A 12459-nucleotide genomic window follows, 5' to 3' on the forward strand; every position below is an offset into this window, starting at 1 on the left:
CTTTAATATGGTATCAATCTTAAAATCCCTTAAAGGGCTGCAGCCCATATCATGACCTGCAACCCCTGATATACCATTAATTTTATTTTTAATTTATGAGATTGGACGAAACTGCCTGATTTGCTGCGGTTGTTGTCTTTTCAGCATTGGTATATACTGTTGCCATATCAGCAAGATCCTGAGAGTGCTCCTGAATCTTTGCATGTATCTTCTGCATATCATCCTCTAGTTCATTAAACTTGTTGATGTATGCCTGTGATGACTCACCTTCCCATGCTGATGTAAGATTTCTTACCAGTGTCATCATTTCCGATGTTGTGTTTTGTACTGTACTATCTATTCCAGCAAACTCTGATGATGCGTTCTGAAGCTCCTCCGGTGTTACTTTTAACTGTCCTTCCATTTTAATTCCTCCGTTAAATATTTTATTTATTTCGATTTGATTCTGATTCAGATCCTACCGGTATCGTCTATTCTTTTCTGTAAATACTATCCGGCACCTTTATGAAGATCCGATTATTTTTAAAAATATTTTTTCTTTTATTCAGTTTTTAATATTAAGCTTTTCTTGTCTGTGCCGTACTGAGATTCTGTGCCTCTGCCTTGTCATACTCATTGGCATCATTTTCAAGTGTAGTGATAAAGTTCTTTATTCCCTGATAAAATACATCAAACTGATCCTTATCCTGCTGGAAAGCATTATGGAAAGCATTTCTTGCTTCACCTTCCCACATGTTTGAAAGGGCATTCTCCTTATCACTAAGATTGTTCACCTGAGTCTTGAAAGTCTCATTTAAATTTGATAACTGTTCTGCCTGACTCTTAAGTGTACTTGTGTTTACTCTGAACATTGACATTTTTTTGTTCCTCCTTGGAATTATATATTAATTAAATTATAAACCATTAATCGCGTTCATGTGCGATACGCCATGCTTCCATTTCAGCTTCGTATATGATTCTTGCTGTCCTTCGTATATCTGAAGCAATACTGTGCAGATCCTGCACCTCTCTGTTTGTTTTTTCCTTTACTTTATTAACTTTAACCAGATACGCACTGGCGCTTTCACCCTTCCATCCGGAGCTCAATGTTGTCATGGCCTGTTCCAGATCTCTCTCTGCAACATTATGCAGATTATCGGCTATTTCATCAAGTTCATCTGCCTGCTTTCTTGCCTCTCTGAAATCCATTTTGATTTTGTGTTTACTTGCCATCTGTATCTCCCTCCTAACTTATCAGGTCGCTTGAAATAGCCTGATTTGCTGCAGCAGTAGTTTTTTCTGCTGTATCATAAACCCCTGCCATCTGTAAAAGATCCTGTGGATGCTCTGAAAGTCGCTGCAATATCTTTTCTATGTTTGGCTTTTCTTCCGTAAATAATTTTCTGTGATGATCTCCCGCGAGACCCACCCAGTAATAATTGGAATGTTCAACCAACTCCAGTACGTTTTCGAACAATTCTTTTGTCTTATTAATATAACCGGTTACTTCTGAAGACTTTGCAACCAGTTCTTCGGTTTTTACTTTAAATTCTACATTACCATTGATTGCCATTGCCACAACTCCTTATACCTAAATACTCATAACGAGACTATAGACCTTACTTTCACACTTATCATACTCATCCGCAGCATGTTTCAACGCATTATTCAACTCATTCAGCGTTCCTATCATTTCTTCGAAGGATTCCAGATCCTGCGAAAACTGAGCATCAAACTGACTGTGTGCCGGTCCTTCCCATGTGCGATCAAGATCACGCATGGAGTTGAACATATTTCTCATTTGTGTTTCCAGCTGTGTGATATTACCGTTTAATGTTTCAACATCTGCCTTTAGTCTGTCCGTACTGATTTCAATCTCTTTTACATTCATAATCAAACCTCACTATTTATATATCAAAAAACTTATTTGCCCATGAAACAGTCTGTGCTCTCATTCTCTGTATCTGATTCTTGTGACTTCCTGCTTCCTCTGCATAATCGATTATGGCATTTTCCGTATGACTGTAGTTTTCCAGTATCAACTGACAGGTGCGTTTCATCCTGTTGACCGTTTCAGCTTTCTCAAGTAAACCATCTGCTTTTCTTGCAAGCATATAGCTTTCGTTTTCATACTCTGAGGAAATTCTTCTCAACTTATTTGAAATACGCTCAACTTCATCACTAAGATGTATCAGCTCTTTCGAGACGAAATTCATTTTTTCATCATGATCCATAAAGGATCTTTGGATTACACGAAACATATTTTTTTCTCCTTAACTTGTATCTAAATAATATCTTATCCGTGTCAGAAATATCCAAAAAGCTGATAAAATACCAGTTTTCATGATGAACTGCACTAAACATTATCAAAACAGCTAAATTCAGGTACTCTGAATCGTCCCGGGAATCATTTTACCTATATAATATAGTTAAATTCATTTACCATGAATCGTCCCGGCATCATTTCATCTATACCAGAAGCAAATGGCTTCCGTTTCTTATATTATATTGGCTTAAAGACAGATTTTCATTCATTAATCTGCCCTTATCCACATCACAAAGGCACAATTCGGATTTTTTATTATCCAGATAGCAGTTTTCCTTCTGACAGATGACTTCATTTATCTCCTGTATCAAAGTGTGTATGGACATCTGCTCATCCAGACTGAAATTATATTTTCTTCCAACCGACGGTACTTCTATGTCTACAATGATCATCTTTATTACCTCTCTGCCATGTCAGGCATTGAATATTAATTATAAATGTATCAATCTTTACATATTCAGCAACTGACTGATCAATTGACTCTGTTTTTCTTCAGTGTAAATATTTATCTCAGCATTCACATCATCATCAAAGATGATATATTTGTATACTCCCTGCTCCATTATCACGAACCGAAGGCATCTGGCCTTGTTATCGTGTTTCAATTCAATATAACCCTTGAACTCTTCATGATACGGATAGGTGTCACTCAGGAAATCATGTGCCGGTTCACTTATAGGCACTCTTCCATTTAGCAGATTCTGTCCGGTTTCATATACTTCCGGTGATATCTTAAGGTATTTCTGAGCTTCTTCCTCTTTAAGGAGGTTCTCTGCGCCAAAGGAAGACGGCATATCCGATAACAGGTCTTTAAATTCCGGGGCAGTTACCGGTCGTAAGCGAAAACGGTCTTCCTCTCTATCATTAAACTTCGCTTCTCTTTCAATCATTGTAAAGCTTTCTCCGGCTTTATAGAAAATCATCTGACGTTCATCATCCGGTGATACAGCTTCAATGGTACACTCTGCATTTTTAATTATTGAAAAAAGCGGATAGATCTGTTCTCCCAAATCATAGGGCTTACCCGGGATGTTTCCGGAAATTAGAAATTTTTTTGAGATAAGACTGTGCAGCGAATGTATCATCTCTTCTCTTGTAACATCACCCTCTTTGGGCAGCTCAAAGCCATAAATACATTCAATTCCCGAAGTCGCCAGCAGGATCAAGAGTTCTCTGTCTGTAAAAATATAACTCTGTTCAATTAAGTCCATATAAATCTCCATTATTCCGCTATCGCTCAACGGTACAAATAGCGATGAAAAGTTTTTTCACACCAATGGCCTGACATTCAAAATATGCAGAAATCTTATAAGCCCTAAACCAGATTAAACTCTTTTACAGTTTTTTTGTAACTCCTGGAAACAGGCACAGCAAATTTTCCCGGCATTTCAATTATATTATCTGCAGATATAAATCTGACAGCCTTTTTCATATTCACGATAAAGCTGCGATGACACCTGATAAAGTATTCAGGCAGCTTATTCATCATTTCATCGATAGTATCATAAAAGCCAAATTCCTCGGATTGTGTCCTTATATATATCTTTTTGTCTCTGGCTTCGATGTAATAAATCTGAGAATAGGGAACACGCTGGGATCCTTCTCTCGTCTCTATCAGAAATGACTCCTCCATGGAATCCTTATAGAATTCTCCCATATACGCGTCAATCAGTTCTCCGACCACGGTATGCAGCTGATCCTCATTATAAGGAGTAAGAAGCAATGCATTGGGCGAGATAGACGGGCGCAGATACTTCATGGGGGAAATTCGTGAATCAGTGATCAGAAGGATGAAGCTTGATTTATGACCTGACCTGAAACCTGCCAATGCCTCAAACTTTTCTTCTGACAGGATATGCCACCCTGCCAGATCCACAACAGGATCCCTGCTCAAAAAATCCTCCAGTTCCGGAACATTGAAAAAACTATGCAGCTCCCACTTTTCATCAGATGAAACTGCTGCAAAATGGTGTATCGCATTTTCTATATTCTGTTTTTCATTCTCATTTTCAAACAGGGATACTACTTTTACCATCTAAATCTCCGATTATTACATCATAAATCGTTCCTGGTAACAGTTCAGCCGGCAGCCCATAGGGCCTAGGTTAGTGGCTGAACTGTTTCCATTTTTACTTTTTAGTTTTTATATAAGGGATCACCAGCTTGTGATATGAATCAACGCCGTCACCCGGAGTCAGACCGATTCCCGGTTTTGTTACGAGACTCTGCTCACTCATAGGCATACCTGCAAATTCAAATGTACGCTGCTGAAGAACATTACCGCCTAAATGGCATCCGGTTCTGAACTTTATGAACTTTTCAAATACATCCTTCGCAATAACTTCCTGTCTTCTATCCTGATCGAGACATGTAAAGAAGTAGATATTGTGCAGGAATCCCTTATCAAGAAGATTAGCCAGTCCTCCATGCAGATTCGTACTCTTGTTTTCTTCGCTGTACAGCATCTTTGTGAAGTCGCAGATATCAGCAATGAATACACAATACTCCTGCTCCTGATGCATATTCTGATAGATTTCCTCTTCCTCCATACCCTGGTCGATGAAAGATTTCTTCAGAGCATTTCTGGACTTAAATACAGGGATAAAGTCATTAACCATAAAGTCATAGAAGTCCTTAAAGTTATCGATATAATCAGCTTCAAGCTTCTTAGCTAACTTCTGAAGAGTCTGGCCTTCATTCTCTATGACAACAATCTTTGCCTTTCTCATTGCAGCAGACTGCATCAAAATCTTAAGCACATTGGTCTTTCCTGTTCTTGACTTGCCCTGGATCGTATATGTATATACTCTCGAAAGATCAATTGAGAATATGTCTGCCGTATCCATATCATATGCAAACGGCATATGGCGATCATCAGCCAGAAGTTCAAGTACTTCCTCACGTTCAACAAATTCATCCCATGAAGGTTCCCTAGGAATGATAGGAATATGACGAACCTTTTCACCATTCCAGCAGCCTGACATAGCAGCACACAACTCTGCTACCTTATCATTACGGTCATAATCATTATCAGCCACAGCCGAAACAGCAGCCTGGAATTCCAATGTCCTTCCGTCGATCAGTATCAAGCCACGGCCATGGATTCCCGGTTCCGGAATAACATTGATAGCCATGGTATTGAGAACATCGGCATATGCAAATTTATCCGACATCTCAAGCGAAACAACATAATGGATATTGTCACGCATACGGTTAGGAATCTCTGTGGAATTGAAACCTGCTCCTGTGATGAGGAAATAAATACCATAAGAGCCAGCCTCTCTTGTAAGCTGAAGCAATTCATCATCATATTTATTCTCTGTTTTTTCACGGAATGCAGCAATATTGTCAATTGCAATGACAACAGCAGGTTCCCTTACACCGTTTTTCTTGATGAACTCAACATAATTTCCACCTTCAAACAGCGCTTTACGCTTATCGATCATCTTACGAACCATACGGAAGAACTTACCTATATTATCGAGGTCATTTTCTCTTATTATTCCGCCGCAATGTACATCCTTCTCCAGCGCGTTCATGGAGGCACCCGAGAAATTCAGACCGTAGAAATTGAAATACTGAGGAGAGAACTTCTCACACAAACCAAACAGGATAGTCTGCATAAGGATACTCTTTCCACTCATGGCTATACCGATTATGCCAATGTTTCCATACTGTGTGAAATCAACTTCTATAGGGAATTGTATCTGATTTTCAGGATCATCCACAAGTCCTATCATGGTCTTAAGCTCAAAATTCTCATCATACTTCGGCCATTCTGCTCCATTGAAAACAGAATCGGTAAATCCGGCAAGTTCTGTAAGTCCCAGCATCTTGGGAAGAACCGGAAGCCACAACTTACGAACAGGTCTGTACTTCTCGGCAACGGCAACCTTTCCAAGATATTCAACAATCGCATCAAGCTGTGTGCGGTCTTTACGCTCAGGAAGCTTGAGGTTATCCGACTGACCGAAACTTATCATGGTTTCTGCGCGTTCCTCAGGATCCGCAGCAGCAAAATTATCCATAGTGTTTCTAAGTTTCAGATATAAACTTCTGAAGCTCCGGAGAGCCCTGGTATTGTAATCATTCTTTGGATATTCGATATTATGCTTCTCGAAACATTCATACATTGTCTCGATGATATTGTTTTCATCCTCCTGTGTCAGATCATTTTCGCTAAGGATTGCGTCTTCATCCATTACACGGCCAACCGCTTCAGTCATAACTGCTTCAAGTTCCTTGAACCATTTAAGCTTCTGCTGTTCCTTCTGAACCTTCTTCTGGTGGCTTCCTACAAGTGCAGCTTTACCTGTAGTTGTAAGCATGGTAGCTATGATCTGCTTCTGGTTTCCTTCCTCTTCATCATAGGAAGCTCCTGACCATCCTGACTGGAACAGTTCATAAAGCTCATCATTACCAACCTGGAGATAACATCTTCCGGCCTGTGTAAGGAATGCAGCATCAGGCTTGTGGAGCATATCCATGGAGTCCTGACGATCCTGAACTCTGAGACAGAGTCTGAATTTAGAGTTGGACCAGATGTTGTCATCTACCGTTCCTGCCGGTTTCTGGGTAGCAAGGATCAGATGTACGCCCAGAGATCTACCAACCTGGGCAACAGAGATAAGCTCTCTCATAAAATCAGGCTGATCTCTTTTCAGCTCGGCAAACTCATCGATTATGATGAACAGATGAGGAATCGGCTCATCCGCTTCACCATTCTTGTAAAGCTGGGTGTATGAGTTGATGTTGTTAACACCGTTTTCGTTGAAAACACGCTGTCTTCGTCTGTTTTCACTCTTTATAGATACCATGGCTCTGAATACCTGGTTTCCGGAGAGATTGGAAATAGTACCAAGCACATGCGGCATACCATTAAAAAGGTTAGCCATTCCTCCGCCCTTATAGTCGATGATAAAGAAGCCTATATCATCCGGGCTGAAGTTTAATGCAAGTGAAAGCATGTAAGTCTGAAGAGTTTCGGATTTACCTGAACCTGTAGTACCTGCAACAAGTCCGTGCGGTCCATGATACTTCTCATGTACATCAAGATAGCATGGAGTTCCGCCGGCCATCTGTCCTACCAGTGCCTTCATAGACTTAAATACACGGTTCTTCTTCCATCTTTCCCCGACATTAAAGTCTTCAAGCTTTTTAGCATTGTACATGTCAAAGAAAGTGATGGCATTTGGAATGTCTCCGCCCTGTTCTGTCTCAGTAACCTCCAGATTACTTATCCTCTTGGCAAATGCTTCCAATTCCTCTTTTTCAATATGGTCAAAGTTTATTGCAACCTTTTCTCCGGTTCTTACATTATATAAGCCATGAAACTCCGCATCATTTTGAATTATACTTTCACAGGTATTGGGCAGGCTCTCATAGTTCTCAGACATGAGTACCACCGTGATACCCATAGGATTCTCACGATCGTTGATATATTTGGCAATTAATTCTCCTTCCAGAATAGAAGGGTCTTCCACGAACATGATAAAGTGCGGCTTGTACACGCCTTCATGCTTTCTGCTTAAGCCACTCATCTCTTCGCTTCGTTCTCTGAGAACCTTTGCTATCTCATAGAAAACGTCACTTGCCTCTCCGGCAGAAGCAGCTACATATCTTACCTTTTTATCGGGTGACCATGCATGAGGAAGCCACTTGGCAAATTCCCATGCGTTATTGCTTTCTCCCTGATCCTCCTGATAGATATATGCAAGCTTAACATCTGTGTAGCAGTTCTGAGATGCAATCTGAGCAGTGAGATTGTACACAACATCATAAGCACCTGCTTTTCTCTCGCCACCTATGATACCAACTATATTGTTTTCAAACAGATCTGCGAGCACAGGTACGCTCTTAAGCATACTATAGCTTTCTTTTATCAGCTTTGGTCTGTCAGATAATGAATCATTTACAAGAGTGAATTTCTCTTTTGGAATACTGATGTCAACCTGGAACGGAATATCGCCGAGACCCAGTCTGTAAGAAAGCACATCCCTGTGTGTAGCATTTCTGTTCCACATATGGTTCTGCACCTGCATTTCCGGTGAGATGCATTGCTTTGGACCGGGATACATCTTGAGTAATGCTACGGCATTGTTCTCATATTTTTGTTTTACCTCATCTGCACACTTGATAAGGTATTCACTGTATGCCTCAAATCTGTGATTTTCCTCACTCTGAATGCGTTTTTTATTCATACGCATATTTACGATGGACCAGGTTGCACCGATAAGAGCAGAACAAACGGCGGTTATAATACCGGTATACATAAACATGCTTCCGGTAGCTCCCGAAGCTCTGCTTCCTATGATGGCGATTCCGGAACTAAGAGCCATAGGCACTGCCATGGTTAGAGCCGGTCCTATCATCATGAATAAAGGCATCTCCGCTATCTCTTTTGGATTTGGCGGTGCCTCTATCTCAACAGGTTCAGTATTGATCTTTTCGATATTTCTGGGGGCACGGTGATATACGTATTTATGAACTTCATGATTTTCTACTATATCCGTCTGATCATCCGTGTATCCGCCCCATTCCATAAGATTCCTTATCTTAATGTTTGCATCCGGACGGACTGCCAGAATATTTCCGAGAAAGATCATATCCAGGCCCCAGATGTGGATGTGATCGCCAAATTTCAAATTAGCTTTGCCATTTACATGGACATCATTCAGGAATATACCGTTTCTTCCCACATCTTCAAGAACGGCACCGCTCCGTAAAAGATGGATGATGGCCATTCTGTGTGATATATATTCATTACCCTGGAATTTGTAGGAATATTGGATCAGATTGTTTTCATCACTACCGATACTTATATCCTGAATACCGTTAAGCACAACTTTTGTGTAGCTTTGGAAGGAAGTCTCTTTAACAGAAGTAATGATACTTAACTTGCTTCCGTTGGATGCCAGGATTTTGTAGTTGGCATCAGGGAGTATAACTGTTCTGGAATCAGTTTTAACCTCTGTTCCATACTGAATCCTGTATTTATCCGAAGTCTGAAAATACCATTTTCCATCTGTTTCCTCCAGATGTATCTCCAGATCTTCAGCCAGTTTAAACAGTCTGCTGTCAATAACTATAACATGATCCTGATCGCGGACTGCCGGGAGTACATACTCCTTATATGCCGCCATACTGTATACTGATAAAACTACACTCATACCTGCCTCTCAATCTCTATACGATCATTAAACTTCAAACTATTGAGAACCTAACTAAATCGATCATGGTTTTATTTGAACCTATACAAATGAAATAATATAACTGGTGGAATTAATGAGAATCATATCCTCATCATGAATTTCCATTCCCTTTTGATCGATTGCATATTTCTTTTTATGTCTTTCAAGTACGACTTCCTTTAGACCCGAAGTTCTTATATAATTCGAGCCCTTATAAAAGAATATTTCACAGTAAGGAACTTCCCCGTCTCCTCCCAGAGAAGACAGGATAGCTATCTTTCCGAATTGAGTTCCGATTATGATGCCCTGCTCTCTCGGGTACATATATTTTCTGTTTACGAAATCACTTTGCTCAGTCAACTGGAGCATTTGCTTTTTACCGGATTTTGCATATTCCCTACTGCTGTTTTCCTGCTGCATGGAATCACCGGTATTGTAAGATACGGAATACGGTCTCTGAGTGTAATTCCCCTTATTTTTTATTTCGGAAATGTCTGTTCTCGGATTTATGATTGCCTGGTCCAATGCCTTCTCACGAACAGCACGAATCGCATATCTTTCTTCCTCTTTCTTTGCTTTTCTCTTCTTGAAATATCCTGAGATCAAGCGTATCAAAAAGACAATAACAAATCCTATAAGGACTCTTAATCCGTATACCTTTAGAAATTCAATTATCCTGTCCATAATTCTTATTTAAATACTCTTCCAGTTTTCTTTTTCTTATGCCTGACGTAACCAATGAAACCAGCGCAATGATAATAGAAATAGTTATCATGGCTAATCCGGCAAAAAACATTATATTTCCTACAGTCATATCCATCCTTCTTTCCGTAATCGTCTTTTAAATGCTAGTTAATCCACTTACCATCTTTTGCCCTCTGAATATCTTTTTCGAGCACACTCATATCATTATCTTGTGCTCCGGATTCCTGATAAAGTATTTTGGCTTTCTCGTAATAATCATTCATAGTGTAGTAGTTACGCTGTTCATTTGGCAGCTTCATCTGTTTCTGACCTTCTAAAAAAGCAAGGTTACGATATGTCTCATATCTTTCAGGATAGTCTTTAGCAGTTTCCAAAAGGATGTTTTCGGCCATATCCAGCTGACCCATTTCATTATAACAGGTTGAAAGATTTATCCTGGTTTCAAACTGAATATCACCTGAGTCTATGGATTTTTTAAACATTTCGGCAGCCTTATCAAACTGTTTCGCATTGAAATATGCAGTAGCAAGATATAAAACACTTGATTTTGAAGCATCCGGCTGAGTTATATATTTCTCTAAAAATTGAATCTGAGACGTATAATCATCAAGCCGGTTATAGCAGTCACTTAAAAATGATACAGACCTTCTCCTGATGATGGGGTCCTTAGTGTATTCCATAGCTTTAGTGAAGTCTTCTGCGGCTTTACTGTAGTCCCCTTTTATATAGGAAACCTCCGCTTCGATCATGTAAATGGAGTCTTTCCCAAGTCCCATTTTCTTTGCCGATTCAAGGCACTTGAGGGCATCTTCCAGATTACCTTCTTTTGCCAATGCTGCTGCATAGTCTCTGAAATAATCACCATTATCCTTATTACGCTCTATTGCTGACTTAAAACAGCTGACAGCATCGGAATACTCTTCCATTTCATAGTAAGCATTTCCCATGAGAAAAACGATATCCCCTGAAGACTTCTGATCCTCCTCTGTTTTTACATCAAACCGGGGACCGTTGATGGCAGCCATTCCATAATCTATAACTCCATCATAATCCTCAGTCATATAAAGTCGCTTTGTCTCCGACACATACGCTTCTACACGTTTAGGTCTCTTTCTCATTGCCTCTTTTATGATTATTTCCGCATCATCATAATTACCTTCGGAAATCTCCTGATCCGCAACAAGCAGCTCGTCCACATAATCTATATCGGTCTCACGTTTCATGGTGATACCGCCCGCAACACACAAACCTACACCGCCCAAAAACAGCAGAGTTGTAAGAAAAGTACGTACGCTGTTACGGTGACGGTAGCTTCTGTATACCGAATCCAGTTCGTAAATATTATCAAAAGCGGCCTTCAGCTCCATACCGTTTTGATAACGTTCATCCGGATCCAGGGCCATCATTTTCAGGATGATATGAGAGAATCCCTCACTTAACTTTATATCATACTGAGTTATAGGCGGGTTTTCCCAATAGTGGGAACTTGGCTTAACACCTGTTAATACATAATAAAGTGTGGCTCCCAGACTGTATATATCAGAACGCTCATCGATACCCCGTCCGACTGTTCGCTCAAGAATCTGAGAAGTTTCCTCATCTATAGTGGATACATCCGTATAGGAACGCCCGCTGTTGTCCGTGAAGACATTTTGTGTCAGATTTCCTGCATTGACCCGTGACTGGGTGTTGCCCGTCATCTTGTCATACATCATCTTGTTTCTGTACTGCTCGGGCGGAGAAAAGCCTTCACTTATGCTGGTAAGTTTTCTTTTATTTTCATCAAATACCAGCGAAACATTGAAGTCTATAAGGCAAATGCTTCCATCGGGCTGCAGCATGATATTGGCAGGCTTTATATCTCCATGGATGATAGGCGGCTCAGAACTATGCAAATAGCTTAAAGCTTCCGCCAGCTGCCTTGCCCAGTTAAGCACTAAATCCTGAGGATAATAACCGTTTGTCTGAACAGCTTTACGTAAATCCATACCTGCAATAAAGTCCATTACGGTATAGATTTCACCATCAATTTCCAGAAAATCGTAGACTCTCGGCAGGTAGGTATGATGAAGTCTTTTTAAAACATCAGCCTCGGATATTACGCTTTGTACACCTTTGGCCTCATCCTTTACCTGCTTAACCACAACATCGATATTGAGTCTGAGATGTCTTGCGCGGTAAATGATACCACCGCCTCCGGAGCCAAGCTCATCCAATATCTGATATGTATTGTTCAGAATTTCACCTTGTCTAATCATT

The 12459-nt window shown here is 40.2% G+C and carries 12 protein-coding genes; all 12 read right to left on the minus strand.

Annotation, left to right across the window (positions count from 1 at the left end; translation table 11 throughout):
* Positions 1–88 precede the first annotated feature (88 nt).
* The 12 genes from T357_RS18825 to T357_RS0100410 all read right to left on the minus strand — a co-directional run bounded on the left by T357_RS18825 (position 89) and on the right by T357_RS0100410 (position 12458).
* Positions 89–403 (minus strand): WXG100 family type VII secretion target, encoded by a 315-nt coding sequence (locus T357_RS18825; RefSeq protein WP_044915706.1) that lies wholly within the window; start codon positions 401–403, stop codon positions 89–91.
* A gap of 154 nt (positions 404–557) precedes the next feature.
* Positions 558–857 (minus strand): WXG100 family type VII secretion target, encoded by a 300-nt coding sequence (locus tag T357_RS0100355; protein WP_031547486.1) that lies wholly within the window; start codon positions 855–857, stop codon positions 558–560.
* Positions 858–903: 46 nt separating this feature from the next.
* Positions 904–1212, minus strand: coding sequence for a WXG100 family type VII secretion target (locus T357_RS0100360; protein ID WP_031547488.1), 309 nt, complete (start codon positions 1210–1212; stop codon positions 904–906).
* 13 nt (positions 1213–1225) lie between these two features.
* Complete coding sequence (locus tag T357_RS0100365) at positions 1226–1552, minus strand: hypothetical protein (protein WP_031547491.1); 327 nt, start codon at positions 1550–1552, stop codon at positions 1226–1228.
* 18 nt (positions 1553–1570) lie between these two features.
* On the minus strand, positions 1571–1870 hold the full coding sequence (locus tag T357_RS0100370; RefSeq protein WP_031547493.1) for a WXG100 family type VII secretion target: 300 nt from the start codon (positions 1868–1870) through the stop codon (positions 1571–1573).
* 16 nt (positions 1871–1886) lie between these two features.
* A complete protein-coding gene (locus T357_RS0100375; RefSeq protein WP_031547495.1) occupies positions 1887–2240 on the minus strand; it encodes a hypothetical protein in 354 nt (117 codons plus the stop codon).
* A gap of 208 nt (positions 2241–2448) precedes the next feature.
* Positions 2449–2697 (minus strand): EsaB/YukD family protein, encoded by a 249-nt coding sequence (locus tag T357_RS0100380; protein ID WP_031547497.1) that lies wholly within the window; start codon positions 2695–2697, stop codon positions 2449–2451.
* A 57-nt stretch (positions 2698–2754) separates the two neighbouring features.
* Positions 2755–3516 (minus strand): hypothetical protein, encoded by a 762-nt coding sequence (locus T357_RS0100385; protein WP_031547499.1) that lies wholly within the window; start codon positions 3514–3516, stop codon positions 2755–2757.
* 104 nt (positions 3517–3620) lie between these two features.
* A complete protein-coding gene (locus T357_RS0100390; protein WP_031547502.1) occupies positions 3621–4340 on the minus strand; it encodes a LytR/AlgR family response regulator transcription factor in 720 nt (239 codons plus the stop codon).
* A gap of 94 nt (positions 4341–4434) precedes the next feature.
* Positions 4435–9474 carry a type VII secretion protein EssC gene (gene essC / locus T357_RS0100395; protein ID WP_031547503.1) on the minus strand — a complete coding sequence of 1680 codons (5040 nt, stop codon included), beginning with the start codon at positions 9472–9474 and terminating at the stop codon, positions 4435–4437.
* A gap of 81 nt (positions 9475–9555) precedes the next feature.
* Positions 9556–10179, minus strand: coding sequence for a hypothetical protein (locus tag T357_RS0100400; protein ID WP_031547505.1), 624 nt, complete (start codon positions 10177–10179; stop codon positions 9556–9558).
* A 164-nt stretch (positions 10180–10343) separates the two neighbouring features.
* Entirely contained in the window at positions 10344–12458 is a 2115-nt protein-coding gene (locus T357_RS0100410) for a protein kinase domain-containing protein (RefSeq protein WP_031547507.1), read from the minus strand.
* Between the last annotated feature and the right edge of the window lies 1 nt (position 12459).

Source organism: Oribacterium sp. FC2011, assembly GCF_000701645.1.
Taxonomy (GTDB): domain Bacteria; phylum Bacillota; class Clostridia; order Lachnospirales; family Lachnospiraceae; genus Oribacterium.

Bases quoted from the DNA above. Each gene is read 5' to 3' on its own strand.
- T357_RS18825 (WP_044915706.1), bottom strand. From the start codon at position 403: ATGGAAGGACAGTTAAAAGTAACACCGGAGGAGCTTCAGAACGCATCA.
- T357_RS0100355 (WP_031547486.1), bottom strand. From the start codon at position 857: ATGTCAATGTTCAGAGTAAACACAAGTACACTTAAGAGTCAGGCAGAA.
- T357_RS0100360 (WP_031547488.1), bottom strand. From the start codon at position 1,212: ATGGCAAGTAAACACAAAATCAAAATGGATTTCAGAGAGGCAAGAAAG.
- T357_RS0100365 (WP_031547491.1), bottom strand. From the start codon at position 1,552: ATGGCAATCAATGGTAATGTAGAATTTAAAGTAAAAACCGAAGAACTG.
- T357_RS0100370 (WP_031547493.1), bottom strand. From the start codon at position 1,870: ATGAATGTAAAAGAGATTGAAATCAGTACGGACAGACTAAAGGCAGAT.
- T357_RS0100375 (WP_031547495.1), bottom strand. From the start codon at position 2,240: ATGTTTCGTGTAATCCAAAGATCCTTTATGGATCATGATGAAAAAATG.
- T357_RS0100380 (WP_031547497.1), bottom strand. From the start codon at position 2,697: ATGATCATTGTAGACATAGAAGTACCGTCGGTTGGAAGAAAATATAAT.
- T357_RS0100385 (WP_031547499.1), bottom strand. From the start codon at position 3,516: ATGGACTTAATTGAACAGAGTTATATTTTTACAGACAGAGAACTCTTG.
- T357_RS0100390 (WP_031547502.1), bottom strand. From the start codon at position 4,340: ATGGTAAAAGTAGTATCCCTGTTTGAAAATGAGAATGAAAAACAGAAT.
- essC (WP_031547503.1), bottom strand. From the start codon at position 9,474: ATGAGTGTAGTTTTATCAGTATACAGTATGGCGGCATATAAGGAGTAT.
- T357_RS0100400 (WP_031547505.1), bottom strand. From the start codon at position 10,179: ATGGACAGGATAATTGAATTTCTAAAGGTATACGGATTAAGAGTCCTT.
- T357_RS0100410 (WP_031547507.1), bottom strand. From the start codon at position 12,458: ATGATTAGACAAGGTGAAATTCTGAACAATACATATCAGATATTGGAT.